We start from the raw sequence: 21,848 nt of genomic DNA, 5'->3' as shown, positions 1-21,848 counted from the left end.
CCAGCTCGTTCGCCGCTAACTAACTGTTTTCGCACTCAAATTTGTGAGCGTGAGCAGGACACCGCTAGGATCAGTGTCACTTTCAGTTATTAGCACGTCGTAGTCCCAATGCGTACTCGTTTCGGCGAGTTCTTCAACATGTTCCCTGCCTTTATGCAGGATGGCACGCGTCTGGGGCGCGAAAAACGGCTTCATCCAGCTGCAAAGCTGGGGCAAAGAGGCCAGTGCACGGGAGGTAATGACATCTGGCGCCGGTGTTTCACGTGAATCAATCTGGTCGCTGCGGCGACCTTCCACGGTGACAATCAGCCCGAGTTCTCGGGCAACCGTCCGCAAGAAGCTGACCTTTCGGCCGTTTGGCTCAATCAGCGTAAAATGGTGATTCGGGCTTTTGAGCGCGATCGCCAGCGGCAAGGCCGGCAATCCCCCGCCACTCCCGAAGTCTAGAAAGGCATGATCGCCCTGCTTCAAGAGCGATAGTACCTGCAGGCTGTCGGCAAAGTGACGTGTCCAGACGTCATCCAGTGTTTCACGTGAAACAAGATTCTGTACCGCCTGCCACTTGCGCAACAGCTGAGCATAGGATTCCAGATCGGCAGCAACGTCGGCCAGTGGTCGGGTAAAATGCTCCGCATAGCGGGCAATAATGTCGGTTTCGCTCATTAACTGGCCTTGCGCATTTCGCCACGACGGATCACCGCCAGGAGAAGGGTGATTGCCGCAGGCGTCATGCCGTCCATGGCTTGCGCCTGGGCAATAGTCTGTGGGCGGTACTGCTGCAGCTTCTGCCGTAGCTCCATGGAAAGACCCGGAATGGAATCATAGTCCATGGCGTCCGGAATCGGCTTCTGCTCATCCCGACGCACGGTCTCGATGTCGTTCTTCTGACGATCCAGATAGACGGCGTACTGCGCATCAACCATCAACTGCTCGATGATCGCTGGTTCGATGTTCCCGACTTCCGGCCAAAGCTTGGTGACGTCAGCAGCGTTTACATCGGGATAGGACAGTAGATCGAAGGCTGAACGCGACTTCCCGTCCTCGTTAACGGCAATGCCGACCTTACGCGCGGCGTTGGGCGAAGCACTCAAGCTGGTGAGCAGAGTGCGGCCCGCCGCCAGTGCCGCGGCCTTCTGCTCAAACATGTCGGCGCGTTCTTCGCCGACCAGACCAAACTTCTGGCCAAGCGCCGTAAGGCGCTGATCGGCATTGTCGGCGCGCAGGTGCAGGCGGAACTCTGCTCGCGATGTAAACATGCGATAGGGCTCTGAGACGCCGCGTGTCACCAGATCATCGACCATCACACCGAGATAGCTCTCGGTGCGAGACAGAACCATTGGGTCCTCCCCATTGGCGGCCAGGGCAGCGTTGGCACCGGCGAGCAGACCCTGGGCACCCGCTTCCTCGTAGCCGGTCGTCCCGTTGATCTGCCCCGCCAGGTAGAGACCGGGCTGGCGCTTGACTTCGAGCGTTGGGCGCAGTTCGCGGGGATCGACATAGTCATACTCGATGGCATAGCCGGGCCGGACAATGCGGACATTTTCCAGACCTGGCATGGACTCGAGAAACGCCTGCTGCACCTCGGCTGGCAAGGACGTCGATAGGCCGTTTGGATAGATCGTCGTATCATCAAGCCCTTCGGGCTCAAGGAAAATCTGGTGACTATCACGGTCGGCGAAACGGACGACCTTGTCCTCGATGGACGGGCAATAGCGCGGGCCGCGGCTTTGGATACGGCCGGAATACATCGCCGAGCGATGCAGGTTGTCCGAGATGATGCGGTGCGTTTCGGCCGTGGTCCGGGTCAGATGGCAAGAGACCTGCGGCGTGGTGATCGCCTTGGTCAATGCCGAAAAAGCCTCGGGCGGATTATCCCCGGGCTGCTCGTCGAGAACCGAGAAATCGATGCTGGCCGCGTCGAGGCGGGCTGGTGTGCCTGTCTTGAGGCGACCCAGGCTAAGGCCCAGAGCTTCGAGTCGCGTCGATAGGCCAAGTACCGGCTTTTCGCCAACGCGCCCGGCGGGCGTCGTTGTATCGCCGCTATGGATGAGGCCACGCAGAAATGTACCGGTGGTCAGAACCACAGCCTTGGTGCCGAAGCGACGACCGTCGAGCAGGACGACGCCACTGACAACACCGTTGGTCACTTCGATATCGTCGACTTCCCCCTCGATGACGTCGAGATTGGCCTGCGATGTAATCGCTGCTTGCATAGCCTTACGATAGAACTTGCGGTCTGCCTGAGCACGGGGTCCGCGCACTGCGGGACCCTTGCGGCGGTTGAGGACGCGGAACTGGATACCGGCCTGATCGGCGACGCGGCCCATCAGGCCATCAAGCGCATCGATCTCGCGAACGAGATGGCCCTTGCCCAAACCACCGATAGCCGGGTTGCAGCTCATCTCGCCGATGGTGGCAAACTTGTGGGTGATCAGAGCGGTTGGAACGCCCAGGCGCGCAGAGGCGGCCGCAGCTTCACAGCCGGCGTGGCCACCTCCTACAACGATGACGGCATAATCGCTCATGGTCATTTTCTCCAGTCGCGCTCAATAGGCCAATGTTTCACGTGAATCAATTCACCTGGCATCACGTGAGTGTTTCACGTGAATCATTTTCCGATGCAGAAACTCGCGAACAGCCGATCCAGCACGCGCTCTGCATCCAGCCGCCCGACCAGCCGCTCCAGTGATTGCGATGCAATGCGGAGGCTTTCGGCGGCGAGTTCCGGCGTCGGTAGCTGTGTGAGCGATGCATCGAGCGCGGAAATAGCTGCGTCCAGTGCGAGCCGATCGCGCTCTCTGCTCAGCAGGGATGGTTCGCCCGTGACGAGAGTTTGACCGATGGTTTCAAGTCGCTCGAATAGCACGTGTAGTCCAGCGCCAGATTGTGCAGAGACGGTGATGTCGACGCCTTCAACGGTACAAAGGTCGGCCTTGGTGCCGACACGGATAGCGTTGGCCGATGAAACCTCGTCTCCAGTGGCGGCAATGTCTGGGGCTGACAGCCAGAGCGTAATGTCAGCTTGCTCGATAGCTTGCCGCGCGCGGCGAATGCCTTCGGCTTCCGCCTTGCTGTCGGTGCTGCGCAGGCCGGCGAGGTCGAGCAGGATATAGAGCTGGCCACCGATATCGAGCGGGACTTCGCGCACGTCGCGCGTGGTTCCCGCTTCGTCGGTGACGATGGCGATATCGGACTTTGCCAAGGCATTGATTAGGCTGGATTTTCCGGCATTGGGTGGACCCGCCAGCGCGACGCGGATGCCTTCGCGGACGATGCGGCCGTGTTCCACCGATGCCAGGGCTTCGGTGATGTCAGCCTTCAGGGATAGAAGGCTGGTACCAAAGCTTGGCGGCAACTCGTCAGCAACGTCGCCTTCATCAGAAAAGTCGAGGCGCGCTTCGATCTCGGCGCGAAGGTCGAGCAGTTGATCTCGCCAGGCGTCGATGCGTTGCGACAGCCCGCCCTCAAATCGGGCCAAAGCCTGGCGGCGCTGGTTTTCGGTTTCGGCATCGAGCAGATCACCAAGGCCTTCGATTTCGACCAGATCGAGCTTGCCGTTCTCAAAGGCGCGGCGGGTGAATTCGCCGGCTTCGGCCAGGCGGGCGCCCTGCTCCGTCAGCAGTTTGAGAATGGCGCGAACGCCGGCGGGGGAGCCATGCACCTGTAATTCGGCACAGTCTTCACCGGTAAAACTATGGGGACCGGGGAACCAGGCGACGAGGCCGCGGTCGAGCATACTGTCAGCGCCGATAGCGCGTAGTGTCAGCTTGCGGGGTTCCGGCAGGCGACCGCTGACAGCACGGATCAGTTCCGCCGTTTTGGGGCCAGAGAGGCGGATGACCGCGACGCCGGAGGGCGGTGCACCGGAGGACAGCGCTACGATTGTGTCGGTCATTCAGGAGCCCCCGATAAAGCAAAGAGCGACACGCCTTTCAGCATGCCGCTCTTTTAATACATCATACGACGAGTGTTAGGTGTTCATCGAGTCGAAGAAATCGGAATTTGTCTTGGTCTGACGAACCTTGTCGACCAGGAACTCCATCGCGTCGATCGTCCCCATTGGATTGAGGATACGGCGCAGCACGTACATCTTCTTGAGAATATCGGGATCGACCAGCAGCTCTTCCTTGCGGGTACCCGACTTGGTGATGTCCAGCGCCGGGAAGATGCGCTTGTCGGCGACCTTGCGATCAAGGATGATTTCCGAGTTACCGGTACCCTTGAACTCTTCAAAGATCACTTCGTCCATGCGCGAACCGGTATCGATCAGCGCCGTCGAAATGATGGTCAGCGAACCGCCGTCTTCGATGTTACGGGCAGCACCGAAGAAACGCTTCGGGCGCTGCAGCGCGTTGGCATCCACACCACCCGTGAGAACCTTGCCGGAGCTTGGCACGACAGTGTTGTACGCGCGGCCGAGGCGGGTGATCGAATCGAGCAGAATCACGACGTCGCGCTTGTGTTCGACCAGGCGCTTGGCCTTTTCGATCACCATTTCGGCGACCTGAACGTGGCGCGATGCCGGTTCGTCAAAGGTCGAGGAGATGACTTCGCCACGCACCGAGCGCTGCATGTCGGTCACTTCTTCCGGACGCTCGTCGATCAGCAGGACGATCAGATAGCATTCGGGATGATTGGTGGCGATCGATTGTGCAATATTTTGCAACAGTACCGTCTTACCGGTACGTGGTGGCGCAACAATCAGAGCGCGCTGACCCTTGCCCAGTGGGGCAACCAGATCGAGCAGACGGGCCGAACGATCCTTGAGGGTCGGGTCGGGCAACTCCATGCGGAGCCGTTCTTCAGGATAAAGCGGGGTCAGGTTATCGAAGTTGACCTTGTGGCGAACCGCCTCGGGATCTTCGAAGTTAATCGTGTTTACTTTGAGCAGCGCGAAGTAGCGCTCGCCATCCTTGGGAGACCGGATCTGGCCTTCGACCGTGTCGCCGGTCCGCAGACCGAAGCGACGAATCTGGGATGGGCTGACATAAATGTCATCGGGACCGGGCAGGTAGTTTGCGTCCGGGGACCGTAGGAAACCAAAACCGTCCGGCAGAACTTCAACGACGCCTTCGCCGGTGATGTCCACTTCCTGGGCGGCCAGTTCCTTGAGGATCGCAAACATCAATTCCTGTTTGCGCATGGTCGAGGCATTCTCGACCTCGTGTTCTTCGGCGAACACCAGCAATTCGGCCGGGGATTTGGCCTTGAGCTCGCTGAGCTTCATATTCTGCATGTAGCGGATAAACCCTTGAGGGAAATCTGGACGGCTAGTCTATTTTGGGAGGGGTAGGCACCGCGCAGCGACCGGGGAGGTCGGCTTGATATTTGGGATGCGTTGAATGCCATGTAGCGTGATCCGGGGGCATTTTCAAGCCAGAAACGCCCGATCCCGAACGGATTCACGTGAAACGTCCACCAGTTGGAAAGCACAAATCGCGCCGGAGCGCGATTTGCTAGGTCATAATTGATTTGGTCAGAATGGCTTAACGATCACCGCGATGACGATGACGATGGCGAGCACGAAAGGAATCTCGTTGATCGCCCGAAAGAACGTGTGCGGCTTGGTGTTTCGGTCCTGCTGGAAAGCGCGCAACAGGCCGCCATACCAGCCGTGAATACCGGTCAGCGCCAGAACCATCACAGCTTTAAGCCACATCCAGCCCATCGAAAAATCGACAATCCCGAAACCGAAAGCCAGCCACAGACCAAAGATCCAGGTGGCAATCATCGCCGGGGTGATGATGCCGCGATAGAGCCGACGCTCCATCACCTTGAAGGTCTCGGACTTGTCCGAACCCACCTCGGACTGCGCGTGATACACAAACAGCCGCGGCAGATACATCATGCCGGCCATCCAGGCGATCACCGAAATGACGTGAAACGCCTTGACCCATTCGTACATTTTGAACTCCTCAACAGTCCAATGCGGCCTTAGCCGTTTTTGACGCGATCAACCAGCCGCGCCACATGCTCGATCGGGGTTTCCGGCACAATGCCATGGCCCAGATTGAAGATATGCGGCCGGTCCGAGAACGCCTCGATGATGCTATCGACGCGGGCATCGAGCTGATCGCCACCGGCCACCAGCCGCAGCGGATCAAGATTGCCTTGCACCGGCAGCGTATTCGGCAAATGCTTGACCGCAAAATCGAGCGGCGTTGCATAATCAAGACCTAGCGCATTGACCCCGGTCCGGGCGGCGTAACGCGCGAGATTACCGGCGGCACCACGCGGGAAGCCGATGATCGGCGCATTGGGTACCCGGGCCCGCACGCCCTCGACAATCCGGCGATTGGGGCCGATCACCCTTTCCTCAAAAGCGACATCATCCAGATTGAGCGCCCAGCTTTCAAACAGCTGCACCACATCGGCACCCGCTTCAAACTGCGCCACCAGATAATCCACGCTGGTCGCGACCAGAATATCGATCAGCGCTTCAAAGGCCTCGGGATGCCGTAAAGCAAACAAACGCGCCGCCGCCTGATCAGTCGAGCCACGACCACCGATCATATAGGTCGCCACTGTCCAGGGAGAGCCACAGAAGCCGATCAGCGTCTTTTCAGGCGCCAGGGCTGCTCCTAGCCGCCGGACGGTCTCCAGCACTGGTGCCAAATGCTCCAAAGCCCGCTCAGGCTTGAGCGCCGCGATGGTTTGAGCTGAAACGGGATCGAGGACCGGACCTTCGCCCTGCTCGAAGCGCACGTTCTGACCCAAGGCATCTGGCACGACCAGAATGTCGGAGAACAGGATCGCTGCGTCGAGATCGAACCGACGCAGTGGCTGCAGCGTGACTTCCGTGGCGAGGTCTGGCGTATAGCAAAGCTCGAGGAAGTTTTTGGTATGGCTGCGCACTTCCCGATACTCGGGCAGATAGCGTCCAGCCTGGCGCATAATCCAGATCGGAGGACGCTCCTGGCGTTGGCCAAGAACGGTTGCCAGCAAGGGCTTGTGGGTCACGTCTTACTTCCCTTCCAAAACCCCTAAAGAGTCTTTCTTACTTCGTATTAGTATTATCATGGCGGTGTTTTGAGCCAATTCACGGCCATCCACAATTGGGCATGCGGCGGCACAAGCGCGCAGTACAATGGTAAATGCTCTGTTAACGAACGATCGGCCCGCCTCGCTCCGGTGTCGCGCCACAATGGTTAACGAAGCCTTAACCAGACGACTCCCGAGTCAACGATTCGAATCCTGCTGTGCAAAAACGCTTGGCAACGAGATTGACGCATTTGGAGGTTATCCCCAGAGCTATCCATAGCCCTGAACGGCTCGGGGTCCGGGCTGAACTGTTAACGTTTTGATAACCAAGTCGAACAAGTCGAGCCTAAGCCCAAAGTCATGAGTCATTATCACAGCTTGGGCTTGAGCTGTGGATGACAGTGTGGAAAACATCATCATCATGTTGATCCTAGCCAGCCAGAGTAACACCCGCAAAGCCCTGCTAGAGCAGGCCGGACTGGTGTTTTCCGTCACCCCTGCAGCCATCGATGAGAGGGCCCTCGAAACGGCCGCAATCGAGGCCGGCGGCGATGGTCGCGACGTCGCATTATTGCTCGCCCAAAAGAAGGCTGCGGCGGTCGCTGCGGCCAATCCCGGCGCCATTGTGATCGGCGCCGACCAGACGCTGAGTCTGGGCGCCGAACTTTTGCACAAGCCGGTCGACCGGGCAGCCGCTGCCCAGCAGCTCGACTATCTGCGCGGCAAGACCCACCGCCTGCACGCTGCCGTCGCTTTGGTGCGCGACGACATCTTGCTGTGGTCCGATATCCAGACGGCGGAACTCACCATGCGCGAGTTTTCCGAGGCCGAGCGCGACGATGTACTCAACCGCGAAGGCGATGCGATCCTTGATTCCGTGGGCGGTTATCGCCTTGAAGGGCCGTCGATCCGGCTGTTTGAAACCGTGAGCGGCGACTACTTTTCCATTCTGGGCCTGCCGCTGCTGGCTTTGCTCGCCGCCCTGAGCACTGTCGCGCCCGAGACCCTGACGTGACCACCAAAGCCTTTGTGATCGGACATCCGATCAACCACTCCCGCTCGCCTTTGATCCATGGCCAATGGTTGGCCGAACACCAGATCGACGGCAGCTACGAAGCCATCGACGTCGCCCCGGGTGAGCTACCGGCGTTTTTCGAGCGGTTGCGCAGCGGCGAGTTCGCCGGCGGCAATGTCACCATTCCGCACAAGGAAGCGGTGTTTGCGCTCTGCGACAGCGTCGATCCGCTGGCGAAAACGATTGGTGCGGTCAATACGCTGGTCTTACGCGACGGCAAGATAGCGGGCAGCAATACTGACTATCTCGGTTTTCTGGGCAATCTCGATGCAGCAGCGGCCGGCTGGTCCGACAATGCCGGCGATGCCATCGTCATCGGCGCCGGCGGTGCGGCGCGGGCCATCCTCGTCGCGCTGCGGGCGCGCAAGTTTGGCAAAGTGCATGTCCTCAATCGCACACTGGCCAATGCCAAGACGCTGGTCGATAGCATTGAGGGGCCGTTCGAGGCGCATGACTTTGCAGCTTTCGATACGCTCGCGCCGCAGGCCAGCCTCGTGGTCAATACCAGCGCCATCGGCATGCATGGCTCACGCTTTGACTGGCTCGATTTCAATCGCCTTCCTGCCACGGCGCTGGTGACCGATATCGTTTATACCCCTCTTCTGACGCCATTGCTGGCTGACGCCGAGGCCCATGGCCTTAAAACCGTCGACGGTCTGGGCATGTTGCTGCATCAGGCGGTGCCCGGATTTGAAGCCTGGTTTGGCACGCGGCCAACCGTGACGCCCGAACTGCGGGCGCGCATCGAAGCGACACTGGGGCATTGAGCATGTGGCGGATTGGCGTCACCGGCTCCATCGCCACCGGCAAATCTACGGTCCTCAAGGCTTTTTCGGACCTTGGCGTCCCGGTCTATTCCGCCGATCAGGCCGTCGCCGATCTCTATTCCACCGATGCCGCGGCGCCGGTCGAAGCGCTGTTTCCCGGCGTCACCCGCAATGGCGTTATCGACCGCGGCCTGCTGTCTGAAAAACTTGCGGCTGATCCATCCGGCTTTAAGCGCCTCGAAGCGGTGGTACATCCGCTGGTTCGCGCCCAGATCGCCAGATTTCTTGATGATGCCGAAGCCAGTGGTCAGCCTTTGGCGGTCGTCGAAGTGCCGCTGCTGTTTGAAAGCGGCTACGACTATGGGTTTGACGCCATTGCCGTGACCTGGGTCGACGAGGCCATCCAGCGCCAGCGCGCCCTCGCCCGGCCCGCAATGAGCGGGGATAAGCTCGACACCATCCTTGCCCGCCAGATGCCGCAGGCCGACAAGAAGACTAGGGCCACCTATCTGTTCGATACGGGCATGCCCGTCGAGAAAACCATCGCGATGGTCGCAGCGCTCGTCGCCAGCATCAAAGCCAGAGGGCCAAAAAGTTGAACCGTGAGATCGTCCTCGATACCGAAACCACCGGCCTCTCCCCGTCCCAGGGTGACCGACTGGTCGAAATCGGCTGCGTCGAGCTGATCAATCACATTCCGTCGGGCCGCAACTATCACGTCTATATCAACCCGCAGCGCTCGATGCCCGAGGAAGCGTTCCGCGTGCACGGGCTGAGCGAAGAATTCCTGTCCGACAAGCCGCTGTTTGGTGCCGTCGCCAATGAATTCCGCGAGTTTATCGGCGATGCGACGCTGGTCATCCACAACGCGCCATTCGATATGGGCTTTCTCAATGCCGAGCTCGAAAAGGCCGGCCAGTCACGGCTGAGCAATAGTGTGATCGATACGGTCATGGTGGCGCGCGAAAAACACCCCGGCGCCCGCGTCAGCCTCGATGCGCTCTGCAAGCACTATGGCATCGACAATTCCCGCCGCACGCTGCACGGCGCGCTGCTCGATAGCGAGATCCTGGCCGAAGTTTATCTCGAGCTGATCGGCGGCAAGCAGGTGAGCCTGGCGCTAATCTCCGAAACCCGCGTTTCCGGCGCCGACGCCATTGCCGCCCGCATCCAGGTCGCGCTCCGCCCCAGCCCATTGCCCTCACGCGTCACCGCCGAGGAACTCGCTGCGCACGAAGCGCTGGTCGCGACGCTGGGCAATGAATCGGTCTGGGCGCAGTATGCCGAAACGGACAGCGTCGCTGCGCAATAAAAAACCCCGGACAATGCCGGGGTTTTTCAAAATCATCTGACCAATCGATCAGTTCAGCTTCTCTGGATCGGCTGCTGGTGCTGGCTGGCCCTTGGCGGCGAGCGCTGCCAGATTCTGGCGATAGATGGCCGAGAAATCCACCGGCTCCATCATCAGTGGCGGGAAGCCGCCCTGCTGGGTGACGCTGGCGAGAACCTGACGCGCGAATGGGAAAATCAGGCGCGGGCATTCGATCATTAGCAGCTGGCTGAGCTGGGCTTCTGGAATGTTCTTGAGACGGAACACGCCGCCATAAACCAGCTCGACATTGAACAGCACGGCGTCTTCGCGATTAGCCTTGGCATTGAGGGTCAGCTCGACCGCATAAAGGTCGTCGGCCTGCTTCTTGACGCCGACCGAGATCGAGACGTTGAACGCAGGATTGCCGCCGCCAGCCATGATGGAAGCCGGTGCGCCCGGATTCTCAAAGCTCAGATCGCGGACATACTGGCCCACGAGGTTCATCGAGGGTGGGTTTGCAGCCTGGGGGGCAGCGCCGCCCTGAGTTTCATCAGCCATATGCTTATGGTCCTTTGCGGAGATATTGTTGCCGGGTGGCTACCATCTTTGGGCCTGAGCGACAAGGTTAGCGCGGGCGGTAGTCGTCCTCGTCGAGGTCGATCGTGCCATCATTGAGCCGCGGATCATCGCCGCGCGTCGTGTTGCGATAGGTCGCGGTTTCCACAACCTTCACCCGACGGGCCAGCCCGCCATAAATCCAGTTGCGCACCGGCGGCAGCAACAGGGCCAGCGCCACCGCATCGCTCAAGAATCCGGGAATGATCAGCAGCATGCCGGCCAGCCCGATCATCATCGTGTCGGCAATGGTGCGCCCGGGCATGCGGCCGCTGCTCATATTGTTGCGCAACTGGCTGAGCACGGCCAAACCCTGCAGGCGCAGCAGCATCATTCCGGCGATTGCCGCCAGAATAATCAGCGCCAGCGTGGGAAATACACCGATCCACTGACCCACTTTTATAAAGAGCGCGATCTCGGTAATTGTCAGAACAAGCAGGCCAACAGCGAAAAATCGTGCCATGGTCTGGGTTTCCTTCTTAACGCCTCTGCGGCAAAAACGGCCTCTCGCCCCATCGTGAACTGGTTTTGGGGTGAGGCTTTGCTTATATATAGGCCAAATGACGCGCTCAACGAGCGTCGCCGCGTCGATTTTTATGTGACGCGCTCAGGTAAGGTGCATAGCCCATGGATGAATTCTTCGATCTGCCCACCCTCATCGTGATTGCTGTGGCAGTCTTCGTGCTGTTCCGTCTTCGCTCGGTGCTCGGCACCCGCACCGGTACGGAACGTCCGCCAGTGGACCGCAGCAAGCCTGCCAACGATACGACAACGGTTGCCGATGATACGGTCGTGCCGATGCGCCCGCGTGGCACCGCCGCGCCTGATCTCGATGAAGAGCGCCGCAGCCGCAAGACCGAGGCCGAGATCGAACAGTTTGCCAAGGGCAATGCCGAACTGGCAGCCGGTTTCAAGTCAGTGGTCGAGGCCGACCCGACCTTTACGCCAAAGTCCTTCCTAGATGGCGCCAAGCAGGCTTACGAGATGATCGTGACGGCCTATGCCGCCGGCGATCGGACGACGCTCAAGAACCTGCTCGAAAAAGACGTGTTCGACGGCTTCCAGCGCGCCATTGCCGATCGTGAAGCCGCCGGCCAGACGGTCGATTTCACCTTTGTCGGCCTGCCAAAGGTCGAATATTCCGACGCCGAATACGACAAGAAGAACGTGCTCGTCACCGTCCGCTTCCATGCCGAAGTGGTTTCGGCCACCCGCGACAAGGACGGAAATCTCGTCGAAGGCAATGCCGACCAGGTGCAGACCGTTGCCGACGAATGGACTTTTGCCCGCAATCCCAAGTCGCGCGATCCGAACTGGAAGGTTGTCACGACCAGCCAGCTCGACTGATCGACAACCGGCGGTTCGGCGTCCAATTCCATGTCCAAGCGTGATCCCAGACGCCTTCCGCACGACTTCCATCTTTGGACGGCCGTCGCCTCGACGGTCGATCCCCTCCGCCGCAAGGGCCTCCTGAAAATGGGGGGTGTCCCCCTGCCCCTGCCGGCCGAGGACCCCGCGCCCGTGGCGGTGAGCAAATCTCCACCGCCCAAGCGCAAACCACCGCGCCCGTCTTTCCTGCCGCCCTATCAGGCGCCCCTGCCCTCGGCCACTCTGCCCGAAAAGGCGGTCGATCCCGCGATTCGCAAAAAGGTCGGTCGTGGTCGCATCGAGATCGATGGCCGCATCGATTTGCACGGCATGACCCAGACCGAAGCGCGCGGCGCCCTGCATCACTTCATCCATTCTCGCTATAGTCGGGGCGACCGCACCGTGCTGGTCATCACCGGCAAGGGAATCAAGACCGACAACGATTATGTGGCGGCCATGACCGAGCGCGGCGTGCTGCGCACCATGCTGCCGATCTGGCTCAATGAGCCATCGCTGTCCATGCTGGTGTCTGGCTGGAGCGTTGCGGCGCGTGGCCATGGTGGCGAGGGGGCGTGGTACGTGCGCCTGCGCCGCGCATGACACCCTTGGGCGCCAAAATTCGCCAGTTGCGCGAGGAACGGGGCATTTCCCTCAAGGACATGGCCGCAGCGCTCAATGTGTCGAGCGCTTACTTGTCCGCGCTCGAACACGGAAAACGCGGCAAACCGACGGGGTTTCTGCTGCATCGCATGATCACGTTCTTTAACGTCATCTGGGACGAAGCCGAAGAACTGCAGCGCCTGGCCGAAATGAGCGACCCCAAGGTGACGATCGACACCGGCGGTCTGGTGCCCGAGGCGACCGAACTGACCAACCGGCTGGCGGTCGATATCGGCAAGCTCGATGCCGAGGATTTGCGGTTCTTGCGCGATGAACTGGTGCGACGGTCGGGCAAGCGGCGGTAGGGTTCTTGCCGGATACCCCCACCTAGCCTCCCCCTGATAGGGGGAGGGACTGATCCAGCTTCTGGCCAGATCGTTGAAAGCCCCGATAGAATTTCTCCCCCTTTTCAGGGGGAGGTTAGGTGGGGGTATTCTTGCTCTCTACAACACGAACTTGCTGAGATCGGTATCCTGCGCCAGCACGCCGACCTTTTCGGCGACGAACGCGGCGTTGATTTCGATCGTCTGGCCCTGCTTGTCGGGGGCTTCGAAGCTGATATCTTCCACCAGCCGCTCCATCACCGTCTGCAGGCGCCGCGCGCCGATATTTTCGACCGAGTTGTTCACCTTGACCGCAGCGTCGGCAATGGCCTCGATGGCGTCCTGGGTGAAGTCGAGCGTCACCCCTTCCGTGCTCATCAGCGCCACATACTGCTTGATCAGGCTCGCCTCGGTGTCGTTCAGGATGCGGATGAAATCCTCGCGCGTCAGGGCCTTGAGCTCGACGCGGATCGGCAGGCGGCCCTGGAGTTCGGGCAGCAGGTCGCTTGGCTTGCTGACATGGAAGGCGCCCGAGGCGATGAACAGGATGTGGTCGGTTTTTACCGGACCATACTTGGTCGAAACCGTGGTGCCTTCGATCAGTGGCAGCAAATCACGCTGCACGCCTTCGCGTGATGGACCGCCTGATGCCCCGCCTTCGCGATGGGCGACCTTGTCGATTTCGTCGATGAAGACGATGCCGTGGTTTTCCACCAGCTCGATGGCTTCGGTCTTGAGCTGCTCCTGATCGAGCAGCTTGTCGGCCTCTTCGGCGATCAGCGGCTCATAGGCATCCTTGACCTTGATCTTGCGCTTGACGCCACGGCCGCCCATCGCGGACTTGAACATGTCGGAAAGGTTGATCATGCCGATGCCGCCATTGGGCATGCCGGGGATTTCAAAGCCGCCGGTATTGGTCGACGGCGTCATTTCGATCTCGATTTCGTTGTCATCGATCTCGTTATTGCGCAGCTTTTTGCGGAAGCTGTCACGCGTCGATGGCGTCGCCGAGGTGCCGACCAGCGCGTCGAGCACGCGGTTTTCGGCATTGGCATGTGCCTGCGCCTGCACATCGGCGCGGCGCTTGTCGCGCAGCACGGCGATGCCGGCTTCAACCAGGTCACGAATGATCTGTTCGACGTCGCGGCCGACATAGCCCACTTCGGTAAACTTGGTCGCTTCCACCTTGATGAACGGGGCCTGCGCCAGACGCGCCAGACGGCGGGCGATTTCGGTCTTGCCGACGCCGGTGGGCCCGATCATCAAGATGTTCTTGGGCGTCACTTCCCGACGCATTTCGGGGCCAAGCTGCTGGCGGCGCCAGCGATTGCGCAGCGCCACGGCGACGGCGCGCTTGGCATCGTGCTGGCCGACAATATTGCGGTCGAGTTCGGAAACGATCTCGCGCGGGGAAAAATTGGTTTCGGTCATTGTTCGTCACTTTCCGGGCCGCTCAGGAGCCGACCCATGCGCGCCGCCCAGACGGGCCAGCGCCAGTAATTAGCCGAGCTCGATGGTTTCGAGCGTGACATTGCCATTGGTGTAGACGCAGATTTCTTCGGCGATCTTCATGGCGCGGCGCGCGATATCCTCGGCGTCGAGTTCGGTCGCCTGATGCAGGGCCAGCGCCGCGGAGTGCGCATAATTGCCGCCCGAGCCGATGGCGATGACGCCGTGGTCAGGGGTCAGCACGTCGCCGGTGCCGGTCAGAACCAGCGTATCGGTCTTGTCGGCCACGATCATCATGGCTTCGAGCTTGCGCAGATAGCGGTCGGTGCGCCAGTCCTTGGCGAGTTCGACGGCAGCGCGCATCAGCTGGTCGGGATATTGCTCAAGCTTGGCTTCGAGCCGCTCGAACAGCGTAAACGCATCGGCGGTCGAACCGGCAAAGCCGCCGATCACCTTGCCACCAGCCAGGCGCCGAACCTTTTTGGCGGTATGCTTCATCACGGTGGGGCCCATGGACACCTGGCCATCGCCAGCCACCACAACCTTGTTGCCCTTGCGCACGGAGACGATCGTCGTCCCGTGCCACCCGGGGAAATTGCTATCACTCATAGGGAGGTACTCCAGAACTGTTGAGTGATATTTAGGACACGCAGCCCCGATTGCAATGCGTGGCAACTGATCCATCAGTCTGCGTCCCCTCGCCCCTCAGGGGAGAGGGTTAGGGTGAGGGGTGCGATGTTGAAGCATCACGCGATGTACCAACATCGCACCCCTCACCCGGCGCTGCGCGCCGACCTCTCCCCTGAGGGGCGAGGTGAAGCGGCAGCAACGCAATCTTCACGCCATCGTGTCTATCTGCTACGCAGCCCCGAACGTCGGAGACCTTTGCCATGCGTACCGCCACCATTGCCCGCAAGACCAACGAGACCGAGATCAATGTCTCGATCAACCTCGATGGCACCGGTGCGCACACAATGGCGACGGGCATCGGCTTTTTCGATCACATGCTGGATCAGCTCAGCCGCCACTCGCTGATCGACATGGACGTGACCTGCAAGGGCGACCTGCACATCGATTTCCACCACACGGCGGAAGATGTCGGCATCGCTTTGGGCCAGGCGATCCAGAAAGCACTCGGCGACAAAAAAGGCATCCGCCGCTACGCCTCCTGCGACCTGCCGATGGACGGCACGCTGACCCGCGCCGCGCTCGACGTGTCCGGCCGCCCGTTCCTCGTCTTCCGCGCCGAATTTTCGCGCGACAAGGTGGGCGAGATGGACACCGAACTGTTCCGCGAATTCTTCCAGGCTTTCACGATGAATGCCGGCATCACGCTGCACATCGAAAATTTCTACACCGACAACAACCACCATCTGGCGGAGTCGATGTTCAAGGCGGTGGCCCGTGCCCTGCGTGAGGCGGTCGAAATCGATCCGCGCCAGGCCGATCGCGTGCCCAGCACCAAGGGTACGCTTTAGCATCGTGCGACGCCCTCGTGGTTCGAGGCGCATGAAGAATGCGCACCTCACCATGAGGGCTACTTCCAACGTGGTGTTTCAGTAGTCCTCATGGTGAGGTGGGAGCGGAGCGACCCTCGAACCACGGGGGCGTGGCACTTGCCCTTCCACCCGCGTTAAAATTCCTCTAAACGCACCCTATCTTTGGTCCGTACCGGCAAGGACGCCGCCATGACCCTTTACGCCATTTTCGATTCCAAGCCCGGCAGGCCCGACCTGCCCGCTGCCGTGCCGGAGGCTTTCTCCTGGCTCGCCGCGTTGCTGCCGCCGGTTTTTCTGGTCGTGCATGGCCTGTGGCTGGAACTGGTCGCCTGGCTGCTCAAGGTGGTGGCGCTGGTGGTCCTGTCAAACTTTATCGGCGGTGACACGGCGTTCCTGCTCTATGTCGTCGCTGCCATCTGGCTCGGCTTTGCCGCCGCAGGGCTCCGCCGTCATGCCCTGACCTGGCGCGGCTGGACCTATCGCGGCGAGCGCGTTGCGGCCACTGCCGATCTGGCTCAATTGGAGGCGTTGCGATGAGCGTCGTGACCATCATCGATTACGGCGCTGGCAATCTGGCCTCCGCCGCCAATGCCTTCCGCCGCGTCGCCGAAGGCACCAATACCGAAATCCTGGTCACCGCCGACCCGCAACAGGTCCGTAAGGCTGACCGCATCATGCTGCCCGGCGTCGGCGCTTTTGCCGACTGCAAGGCGGGCCTCGATGCCGTGCCCGGCATGGTGGATGTGCTCGAGGAACGCGTCATTCGCGGTGGCACGCCATTCCTTGGCGTCTGCGTCGGCATGCAATTGCTGGCCAGCGAAGGCCGCGAAAAGACTGTGACCCAAGGCCTGGGCTGGATTCCCGGCGCGGTGGTGCGCCTGACGCCAAGCGATGCCAATCTCAAGATCCCGCATATGGGCTGGAACACCATTTCGGCCACCCGCCCCCATGCTCTGCTCGCCGGCATTCCCGACGGGCTGCACGCCTATTTCGTGCACTCCTATCATCTCGTGACAGACACCCCGGACACGCTGCTTGCCACCACCGATTATGGTGGGCAGGTGACCGCCTGCGTCGGCCGCGACAACATTTTCGGCACCCAGTTCCACCCGGAAAAAAGCCAGGCGCTGGGCCTCAAGCTGATCGAAAACTTTCTGAGCTGGACCCCATGATCCTCTTCCCCGCCATCGACCTCAAAGACGGACAATGCGTGCGCCTCAAGCTGGGCGACATGGAGCAGGCAACCGTCTTTAACGATGATCCCGCCGCGCAGGCCAAATCGTTCGAGGATCAGGGTTTTCAATATCTGCACGTCGTCGACCTCAACGGCGCCTTCGCCGGCGAGAGCGTCAATGGCGCAGCGGTCGAATCCATCCTCAAGACGGTGAAGTTTCCGGTGCAACTGGGCGGCGGTATCCGCAATCTCGGCCATATCGAAAGCTGGCTGGCCAAGGGCCTTGCCCGCGTCATTCTCGGCACGGTCGCGGTGCGCGATCCGGCGCTGGTCAAGGAAGCGGCCCAGAAGTGGCCCGGTCAGGTCGCCGTCGGCATCGATGCGCGCAAGGGCATGGTGGCGGTCGAAGGCTGGGCGGAAACCTCCGAGCTCTCGATCATCGAGCTGGCCAAGCGCTTTGAAGGCGCCGGAGTTGCGGCCATCATCTATACCGACATCGACCGCGACGGCATCCTCGCTGGCATCAACTGGGATTCCACGCTCGAACTGGCTCGCACCACCTCGATCCCGGTGATCGCCTCGGGCGGACTGGCCTCCATGGCCGATATCGAACGCCTGACCCAGCCTGACGCCGCCGTGCTCGAAGGCGCCATTTCCGGTCGCGCACTCTATGACGGCCGCATTGATTCACGTGAAGCACTCGCTTTGCTGCGGTCGGCCGCATGAGTGCGGCGATCCCCCCGCGCCCCTTCCCCTGGGCCCGCTATGGGTGGATCCTTGCCGTCCTATTGCTGTTGACGCTGCTGCCACTGCTCTCCGTATTGGCTGCGTCCTTTTTGGCGGATGCCAATGGCTGCACACTCAATGAGGCGCAGAGCCAGCCGTGCCTCATCATGGGATCGGATTGGGGCGGTGCGCTGTCCTTCATGTTCGTCCTTGGGTGGCTGGCTCTGCTCACGCTGCCACTGGGCGGTGGCGCAGCAATCGTCGCGCTCATAATGCTGATTATCCACTTTCTCGCCTGGCGGAATGGTCAGGCCAAGGATGCACTGCAATGACCCTCAAGACCCGTCTCATTCCCTGCCTCGACGTCAAGGACGGTCGCGTGGTCAAGGGCGTGCAGTTCGTCGATCTGATCGATGCCGGTGATCCCGTGGCCGCCGCCATGGCCTATGATGCGGCCGGCGCCGACGAACTGACCTTCCTCGATATCGCCGCGAGCCACGAAGGCCGCGACACCATTTTTGACGTCGTGGCGCGTACTGCGGAACATTGCTTCATGCCGGTGACGGTGGGCGGTGGTGTTCGCACCATCGAAGACATCCGCAAGCTGCTGTTGGCGGGCGCCGACAAGGTCGCGATCAATTCGGCTGCCGTCAGCGATCCCGATTTTATCTCGCGGGCCGCCGACAAGTTCGGCAATCAATGCATTGTCGTTTCGGTCGACGCTAAGCAGCGCCTGACCCAGGGCGTGGGTGGCGATAACCGTTCCGACTGGGAGATTTTCACCCATGGCGGTCGCAAGCCATCGGGCCTAGACGCGGTGGAGTTTGCCGCCCGCATGGTCGAGCGCGGTGCCGGCGAATTGCTGGTCACCTCGATGGATCGCGACGGCACCAAGTCCGGCTTTGACCTCAAGCTGACCCGCGCCATTGCCGATGCGGTGGAAGTGCCGGTGATCGCTTCGGGCGGCGTCGGCTCGCTGCAGGATCTGGTCGATGGCGTCATCGAAGGCCATGCCAGCGCTGTGCTGGCCGCCTCGATCTTCCACTTCGGCACCTTCACCATCCCCCAGGCCAAGCAATATCTGCGCGACCATGGTGTCGCCGTGCGGATGGACGCGGTGGCCTAGGCCACAATGTCATTCCCGCGCAGGCGGGAATCCCCCTTTGGTTGCACCCATGAGATTCCCGCTTTCGCGGGAATGACACAGCGGGTAAACGCGATGTCGAGCTTAAGGAATATCCGATGACCCTCGAAGACCTCGAAGCCCGTATCGCGACCCGCGCCGCTGCCTCGCCCGAGGACAGCTACACGGCCAAGCTGATTGCCCGTGGCATGGAAAAATGCGCGCAAAAGCTCGGCGAAGAAGCCACCGAAGCGGTGATCGCCGCGGTCACCGGCAACCGGGCCGAGCTGGTCAAGGAATCGGCTGACGTGCTGTTTCACCTTCTGGTCGTGCTCAAGGCCGCCAATGTGCCCCTGAGCGAGATCATGGCCGAACTCGACGCCCGCACGGGCCAATCCGGTCTCGCCGAAAAGGCTGCCCGCAAGGAAACCAATTGATGGCTAAGCGTCCCCCGGTCCTTGCGCCCTACCACCACTTCACCAAGGCGCAATGGGGTGCCCTGCGCGCCGACGAGAAGATGACCCTGTCGCGCGAAGACATCGCCCGGCTGCGCACGCTATCCGATCCGATCTCGCTCGAAGAAGCCGAAGAGATCTATCTGCCGCTGACGCGCCTGCTGAGTTTTTATGTCGAGGCCATCCAGGGCCTCCACAACGTCTCGACGCGTTTTCTCGAAACCCCCGACCAGAAGGTGCCCTTCATCATCGGCGTCGCCGGATCGGTCGCGGTGGGTAAATCGACAACCGCGCGTATCCTTCAGGCGCTGCTGCAGCGCTGGGTGTCGAGCCCCAAGGTCGATCTGGTCACCACAGACGGGTTCCTCCATCCCAATGCCGTGCTGACCGAGCGCGGCATCATGAACCGCAAGGGTTTTCCCGAAAGCTACGATCGCGGTCGGTTCGTCAACTTCCTCGCCGACATCAAATCGGGCAAGGGTCAGGTCAAGGTCCCGGTTTATTCGCACCTGGTCTATGACGTGGTGGAAGGCGGGGAGGTCACCATCGACCGCCCCGACATTCTGATCGTTGAGGGGCTCAATATCCTCCAGCCCGGCGAATTGCCGCGTGATGGCAAGCCGATCCTGTTCGCGTCGGACTTCATCGATTTTTCGATCTTTATCGATGCCGACAATGCCGATCTCGAAGCCTGGTACATGGAGCGCTTCTTCCGCCTCCGCGACACCGCCTTCCGCGATCCCAGCTCGTTCTTCCGCCGTTTTGCCGAAATGAGCGAAGCCGAAGCCGGCGACTATGGCCGCCAGATCTGGAAGACCATCAACCTGCCCAACCTGCTCGAAAACGTCCTCCCCACCCGCGGCCGCGCTGATCTGGTGCTCAAAAAGGGCAAGAGCCACATGATCGAGAAGGTCCAACTGCGCCGGGTGTAGCTTTCTTCACCTCTCCCCCAAAAGGAGAGGTGAAGCTGCCCTAATACGTCCCGGCCTGTGGCTGGCTCAAGATCACCTGATTACCATCCTGGTCGCGGAATTTGGCGGTCTTGAAGAAATCGCCCATCGCCTTGGCCACGGGTTTGTAGCCCAGCAGCGCCAGCCGGCCCAGTTCCTCGGCCAGATCATCGACGATCAGGGTGATGGATGAAGCCCCGGCCCGGTCGGCATCGGTAAACACCTGGACCCAGCCGCCTCCTGTCAGCTTCCATTCTGCGACGTCGTTCATCGGTCGCGCATCGGCGGTCCGCCCGAAGATCGCCTCGTAAAAATCGAGGGCGTTGTCGATGCTTTCCACCGCGACACCGGCGAGCGCGTTGGTGATGGTCAAATCACTTGTCCTTCTGCTTCTGCCAAGCACAACCTTAGCACGGTGACAGCAATGGGGCAGTGCTGTTGGCGTTTTGTCGGGGCACTGCTATAGCCGGGCATGCAGCGCCCGCATTCGCGCTGTGGTCCGGTGCGCCGGACTGGACGAGCCTTGCGATCGGGAGAGACGGCATGACGGCATTAAAGGTTGTGGTTGCTGGCGCTGGTGGCCGCATGGGCGCCGCCAATATCCGCGCCGTGGCCGCATTGTCGGGCCTCGAACTGCATGGCGCCGTCGCCAAACTGCACGCCGCCGTCGACCGTCCGGGCACGCCCGCCATCGGTCTTGATGCCGGGTTATTTGCCGGCATCGAAGCCTTGGGCGTTCCGATCACCGACGATATCGACGCCGCTTTGGTCGGCGCCGACGCCATCATCGATTTTACCGCCCCGGCCGCCAGCGTCGCTCTGGCACAAAAGGCCGCCGCGCGGGGCCTCGTCCATATCATTGGCACCACCGGTTGTTCGGAAGCCGATGATGCAGCGATTGCCAGGGCTGGCGAGAACGGCGCGCGCATCGTCAAGTCGGGCAATTTCTCGATGGGCATGGTGGTGCTGGCCAATCTCGTCGAAAAGGCCGCTGCGGCGCTGGCCGATTACGACATCGAAATTTTGGAAATGCACCACAACAAGAAGGTCGATGCGCCTTCCGGCACCGCGCTGATGCTGGGCGAAGCCGCCGCCAAGGGCCGCGATATCGCGCTCAAGGATCACTCGGTGCGCGTCCGCGACGGCCATACCGGCCCGCGTGAAGCCGGCACCATTGGTTTTGCCACCCTGCGCGGTGGCAATGTCATCGGTGACCATATGGTCATTCTCGCCGGCCAGTCCGAGCGCATCGAACTCAATCACCGGGCGCAGGATCGCACCATCTACGCCAATGGCGCCGCCCGCGCTGCGCTCTGGGCCGCTGCCCAACCGGCCGGCCTTTACGCCATGACCGACGTTCTGGGGCTCTGA

General features: G+C 61.0%; 27 protein-coding genes. 16 read left to right on the top strand and 11 right to left on the bottom strand.

Translation table 11 applies throughout. The features are described 5' to 3' along the window. Window positions 1-15 precede the first annotated feature (15 nt). The 6 genes from rsmG to hemE form a co-directional block, all read right to left on the bottom strand. A complete protein-coding gene (gene rsmG / locus ABIE28_RS19060) occupies window positions 16-663 on the bottom strand; it encodes a 16S rRNA (guanine(527)-N(7))-methyltransferase RsmG (RefSeq protein ID WP_354065689.1) in 648 nt (215 codons plus the stop codon). Beyond that, window positions 663-2,525 carry a tRNA uridine-5-carboxymethylaminomethyl(34) synthesis enzyme MnmG gene (gene mnmG / locus ABIE28_RS19055; protein ID WP_354065688.1) on the bottom strand — a complete coding sequence of 621 codons (1,863 nt, stop codon included), beginning with the start codon at window positions 2,523-2,525 and terminating at the stop codon, window positions 663-665. The genes rsmG and mnmG overlap by 1 nt, the downstream gene beginning before the upstream one ends. Before the next feature lie 83 nt (window positions 2,526-2,608). After that, window positions 2,609-3,895 (bottom strand): tRNA uridine-5-carboxymethylaminomethyl(34) synthesis GTPase MnmE, encoded by a 1,287-nt coding sequence (gene mnmE, locus ABIE28_RS19050; protein WP_354065686.1) that lies wholly within the window; start codon window positions 3,893-3,895, stop codon window positions 2,609-2,611. A gap of 75 nt (window positions 3,896-3,970) precedes the next feature. Further along, a complete protein-coding gene (rho, locus tag ABIE28_RS19045) occupies window positions 3,971-5,236 on the bottom strand; it encodes a transcription termination factor Rho (RefSeq protein ID WP_354065684.1) in 1,266 nt (421 codons plus the stop codon). Between the two features lie 240 nt (window positions 5,237-5,476). Next, a complete protein-coding gene (gene hemJ, locus ABIE28_RS19040; RefSeq protein ID WP_354065682.1) occupies window positions 5,477-5,905 on the bottom strand; it encodes a protoporphyrinogen oxidase HemJ in 429 nt (142 codons plus the stop codon). A 29-nt stretch (window positions 5,906-5,934) separates the two neighbouring features. Next, the gene (gene hemE, locus ABIE28_RS19035; protein ID WP_354065680.1) at window positions 5,935-6,960 is read right to left on the bottom strand and encodes a uroporphyrinogen decarboxylase; all 1,026 of its coding nucleotides are present in this window, start codon (window positions 6,958-6,960) and stop codon (window positions 5,935-5,937) included. Between the two features lie 442 nt (window positions 6,961-7,402). Between hemE and ABIE28_RS19030 the strand changes: the two genes are divergently transcribed. From ABIE28_RS19030 to dnaQ, 4 genes are read left to right on the top strand one after another with little or no spacing between them, the layout of a single operon-like run. After that, window positions 7,403-7,996, top strand: a complete 594-nt coding sequence (locus tag ABIE28_RS19030) for a Maf family protein (protein WP_502913443.1) — start codon at window positions 7,403-7,405, stop codon at window positions 7,994-7,996. Next, window positions 7,993-8,823 carry a shikimate dehydrogenase gene (locus ABIE28_RS19025; RefSeq protein ID WP_354065679.1) on the top strand — a complete coding sequence of 277 codons (831 nt, stop codon included), beginning with the start codon at window positions 7,993-7,995 and terminating at the stop codon, window positions 8,821-8,823. The genes ABIE28_RS19030 and ABIE28_RS19025 overlap by 4 nt, the downstream gene beginning before the upstream one ends. 2 nt (window positions 8,824-8,825) lie before the next feature. After that, window positions 8,826-9,422: a dephospho-CoA kinase gene (coaE, locus tag ABIE28_RS19020; RefSeq protein ID WP_354065677.1), complete on the top strand. Its 597-nt coding sequence runs from the start codon at window positions 8,826-8,828 to the stop codon at window positions 9,420-9,422. Next, a complete protein-coding gene (dnaQ, locus tag ABIE28_RS19015) occupies window positions 9,419-10,135 on the top strand; it encodes a DNA polymerase III subunit epsilon (RefSeq protein WP_354065675.1) in 717 nt (238 codons plus the stop codon). The genes coaE and dnaQ overlap by 4 nt, the downstream gene beginning before the upstream one ends. 48 nt (window positions 10,136-10,183) lie before the next feature. Here the strand turns inward: dnaQ and secB are convergent, their stop codons facing one another. Beyond that, on the bottom strand, window positions 10,184-10,693 hold the full coding sequence (gene secB / locus ABIE28_RS19010) for a protein-export chaperone SecB (protein WP_354065673.1): 510 nt from the start codon (window positions 10,691-10,693) through the stop codon (window positions 10,184-10,186). Window positions 10,694-10,760: 67 nt separating this feature from the next. After that, window positions 10,761-11,213, bottom strand: a complete 453-nt coding sequence (locus tag ABIE28_RS19005) for an FxsA family protein (RefSeq protein WP_354065671.1) — start codon at window positions 11,211-11,213, stop codon at window positions 10,761-10,763. Window positions 11,214-11,377: 164 nt separating this feature from the next. On the opposite strand from ABIE28_RS19005, the gene ABIE28_RS19000 reads away from it, so the two are divergent. From ABIE28_RS19000 to ABIE28_RS18990, 3 genes are read left to right on the top strand one after another with little or no spacing between them, the layout of a single operon-like run. Continuing rightward, entirely contained in the window at window positions 11,378-12,097 is a 720-nt protein-coding gene (locus ABIE28_RS19000; RefSeq protein WP_354065669.1) for a Tim44/TimA family putative adaptor protein, read from the top strand. A 30-nt stretch (window positions 12,098-12,127) separates the two neighbouring features. Beyond that, window positions 12,128-12,718 carry a Smr/MutS family protein gene (locus ABIE28_RS18995; protein WP_354065667.1) on the top strand — a complete coding sequence of 197 codons (591 nt, stop codon included), beginning with the start codon at window positions 12,128-12,130 and terminating at the stop codon, window positions 12,716-12,718. Further along, the gene (locus ABIE28_RS18990) at window positions 12,715-13,083 is read left to right on the top strand and encodes a helix-turn-helix domain-containing protein (protein WP_354065665.1); all 369 of its coding nucleotides are present in this window, start codon (window positions 12,715-12,717) and stop codon (window positions 13,081-13,083) included. Before ABIE28_RS18995 ends, ABIE28_RS18990 begins: the two co-directional genes overlap by 4 nt. Window positions 13,084-13,221: 138 nt before the next feature. Here ABIE28_RS18990 and hslU read toward each other — a convergent pair whose 3' ends face one another. Further along, the gene (gene hslU / locus ABIE28_RS18985; protein WP_354065663.1) at window positions 13,222-14,532 is read right to left on the bottom strand and encodes an ATP-dependent protease ATPase subunit HslU; all 1,311 of its coding nucleotides are present in this window, start codon (window positions 14,530-14,532) and stop codon (window positions 13,222-13,224) included. Between the two features lie 69 nt (window positions 14,533-14,601). Next, window positions 14,602-15,159, bottom strand: a complete 558-nt coding sequence (gene hslV / locus ABIE28_RS18980) for an ATP-dependent protease subunit HslV (RefSeq protein WP_354065662.1) — start codon at window positions 15,157-15,159, stop codon at window positions 14,602-14,604. A gap of 281 nt (window positions 15,160-15,440) precedes the next feature. On the opposite strand from hslV, the gene hisB reads away from it, so the two are divergent. From hisB to coaA, 8 genes are all read left to right on the top strand, one after another. Further along, entirely contained in the window at window positions 15,441-16,028 is a 588-nt protein-coding gene (gene hisB / locus ABIE28_RS18975; protein WP_354065661.1) for an imidazoleglycerol-phosphate dehydratase HisB, read from the top strand. 210 nt (window positions 16,029-16,238) lie between these two features. After that, complete coding sequence (locus tag ABIE28_RS18970; protein WP_354065659.1) at window positions 16,239-16,586, top strand: DUF2628 domain-containing protein; 348 nt, start codon at window positions 16,239-16,241, stop codon at window positions 16,584-16,586. Next, on the top strand, window positions 16,583-17,221 hold the full coding sequence (gene hisH, locus ABIE28_RS18965; protein WP_354065657.1) for an imidazole glycerol phosphate synthase subunit HisH: 639 nt from the start codon (window positions 16,583-16,585) through the stop codon (window positions 17,219-17,221). Before ABIE28_RS18970 ends, hisH begins: the two co-directional genes overlap by 4 nt. Continuing rightward, window positions 17,218-17,949, top strand: coding sequence for a 1-(5-phosphoribosyl)-5-[(5-phosphoribosylamino)methylideneamino]imidazole-4-carboxamide isomerase (gene hisA, locus ABIE28_RS18960; RefSeq protein ID WP_354065655.1), 732 nt, complete (start codon window positions 17,218-17,220; stop codon window positions 17,947-17,949). Before hisH ends, hisA begins: the two co-directional genes overlap by 4 nt. After that, a complete protein-coding gene (locus tag ABIE28_RS18955) occupies window positions 17,946-18,281 on the top strand; it encodes a hypothetical protein (RefSeq protein ID WP_354065654.1) in 336 nt (111 codons plus the stop codon). Before hisA ends, ABIE28_RS18955 begins: the two co-directional genes overlap by 4 nt. Beyond that, window positions 18,278-19,075, top strand: coding sequence for an imidazole glycerol phosphate synthase subunit HisF (gene hisF, locus ABIE28_RS18950; protein WP_354065652.1), 798 nt, complete (start codon window positions 18,278-18,280; stop codon window positions 19,073-19,075). Before ABIE28_RS18955 ends, hisF begins: the two co-directional genes overlap by 4 nt. A 116-nt stretch (window positions 19,076-19,191) precedes the next feature. After that, the gene (locus ABIE28_RS18945) at window positions 19,192-19,509 is read left to right on the top strand and encodes a phosphoribosyl-ATP diphosphatase (RefSeq protein WP_354065650.1); all 318 of its coding nucleotides are present in this window, start codon (window positions 19,192-19,194) and stop codon (window positions 19,507-19,509) included. Beyond that, window positions 19,509-20,459 carry a type I pantothenate kinase gene (gene coaA, locus ABIE28_RS18940; RefSeq protein ID WP_354065648.1) on the top strand — a complete coding sequence of 317 codons (951 nt, stop codon included), beginning with the start codon at window positions 19,509-19,511 and terminating at the stop codon, window positions 20,457-20,459. Before ABIE28_RS18945 ends, coaA begins: the two co-directional genes overlap by 1 nt. A 40-nt stretch (window positions 20,460-20,499) precedes the next feature. Here the strand turns inward: coaA and ABIE28_RS18935 are convergent, their stop codons facing one another. Further along, complete coding sequence (locus ABIE28_RS18935) at window positions 20,500-20,850, bottom strand: VOC family protein (RefSeq protein ID WP_354065646.1); 351 nt, start codon at window positions 20,848-20,850, stop codon at window positions 20,500-20,502. Window positions 20,851-21,020: 170 nt separating this feature from the next. On the opposite strand from ABIE28_RS18935, the gene dapB reads away from it, so the two are divergent. Next, on the top strand, window positions 21,021-21,848 hold the full coding sequence (dapB, locus tag ABIE28_RS18930) for a 4-hydroxy-tetrahydrodipicolinate reductase (protein ID WP_354065644.1): 828 nt from the start codon (window positions 21,021-21,023) through the stop codon (window positions 21,846-21,848).

The sequence above is a fragment of the Devosia sp. 2618 genome, from assembly GCF_040546815.1.
In the GTDB taxonomy this organism is placed as follows: Bacteria; Pseudomonadota; Alphaproteobacteria; order Rhizobiales; family Devosiaceae; genus Devosia.
The sequence above is the reverse complement of the archived record's forward strand: the minus strand, read 5'-3'. Positions and strand labels throughout refer to the sequence as shown.

Bases quoted from the DNA above. Each gene is read 5' to 3' on its own strand.
- rsmG (WP_354065689.1), bottom strand. From the start codon at position 663: ATGAGCGAAACCGACATTATTGCCCGCTATGCGGAGCATTTTACCCGA.
- mnmG (WP_354065688.1), bottom strand. From the start codon at position 2,525: ATGAGCGATTATGCCGTCATCGTTGTAGGAGGTGGCCACGCCGGCTGT.
- mnmE (WP_354065686.1), bottom strand. From the start codon at position 3,895: ATGACCGACACAATCGTAGCGCTGTCCTCCGGTGCACCGCCCTCCGGC.
- rho (WP_354065684.1), bottom strand. From the start codon at position 5,236: ATGCAGAATATGAAGCTCAGCGAGCTCAAGGCCAAATCCCCGGCCGAA.
- hemJ (WP_354065682.1), bottom strand. From the start codon at position 5,905: ATGTACGAATGGGTCAAGGCGTTTCACGTCATTTCGGTGATCGCCTGG.
- ABIE28_RS19030 (WP_502913443.1), top strand. From the start codon at position 7,403: ATGTTGATCCTAGCCAGCCAGAGTAACACCCGCAAAGCCCTGCTAGAG.
- coaE (WP_354065677.1), top strand. From the start codon at position 8,826: ATGTGGCGGATTGGCGTCACCGGCTCCATCGCCACCGGCAAATCTACG.
- secB (WP_354065673.1), bottom strand. From the start codon at position 10,693: ATGGCTGATGAAACTCAGGGCGGCGCTGCCCCCCAGGCTGCAAACCCA.
- ABIE28_RS19005 (WP_354065671.1), bottom strand. From the start codon at position 11,213: ATGGCACGATTTTTCGCTGTTGGCCTGCTTGTTCTGACAATTACCGAG.
- ABIE28_RS19000 (WP_354065669.1), top strand. From the start codon at position 11,378: ATGGATGAATTCTTCGATCTGCCCACCCTCATCGTGATTGCTGTGGCA.
- ABIE28_RS18995 (WP_354065667.1), top strand. From the start codon at position 12,128: ATGTCCAAGCGTGATCCCAGACGCCTTCCGCACGACTTCCATCTTTGG.
- ABIE28_RS18990 (WP_354065665.1), top strand. From the start codon at position 12,715: ATGACACCCTTGGGCGCCAAAATTCGCCAGTTGCGCGAGGAACGGGGC.
- hslU (WP_354065663.1), bottom strand. From the start codon at position 14,532: ATGACCGAAACCAATTTTTCCCCGCGCGAGATCGTTTCCGAACTCGAC.
- hslV (WP_354065662.1), bottom strand. From the start codon at position 15,159: ATGAGTGATAGCAATTTCCCCGGGTGGCACGGGACGACGATCGTCTCC.
- hisB (WP_354065661.1), top strand. From the start codon at position 15,441: ATGCGTACCGCCACCATTGCCCGCAAGACCAACGAGACCGAGATCAAT.
- ABIE28_RS18970 (WP_354065659.1), top strand. From the start codon at position 16,239: ATGACCCTTTACGCCATTTTCGATTCCAAGCCCGGCAGGCCCGACCTG.
- hisH (WP_354065657.1), top strand. From the start codon at position 16,583: ATGAGCGTCGTGACCATCATCGATTACGGCGCTGGCAATCTGGCCTCC.
- hisA (WP_354065655.1), top strand. From the start codon at position 17,218: ATGATCCTCTTCCCCGCCATCGACCTCAAAGACGGACAATGCGTGCGC.
- ABIE28_RS18955 (WP_354065654.1), top strand. From the start codon at position 17,946: ATGAGTGCGGCGATCCCCCCGCGCCCCTTCCCCTGGGCCCGCTATGGG.
- hisF (WP_354065652.1), top strand. From the start codon at position 18,278: ATGACCCTCAAGACCCGTCTCATTCCCTGCCTCGACGTCAAGGACGGT.
- ABIE28_RS18945 (WP_354065650.1), top strand. From the start codon at position 19,192: ATGACCCTCGAAGACCTCGAAGCCCGTATCGCGACCCGCGCCGCTGCC.
- coaA (WP_354065648.1), top strand. From the start codon at position 19,509: ATGGCTAAGCGTCCCCCGGTCCTTGCGCCCTACCACCACTTCACCAAG.
- dapB (WP_354065644.1), top strand. From the start codon at position 21,021: ATGACGGCATTAAAGGTTGTGGTTGCTGGCGCTGGTGGCCGCATGGGC.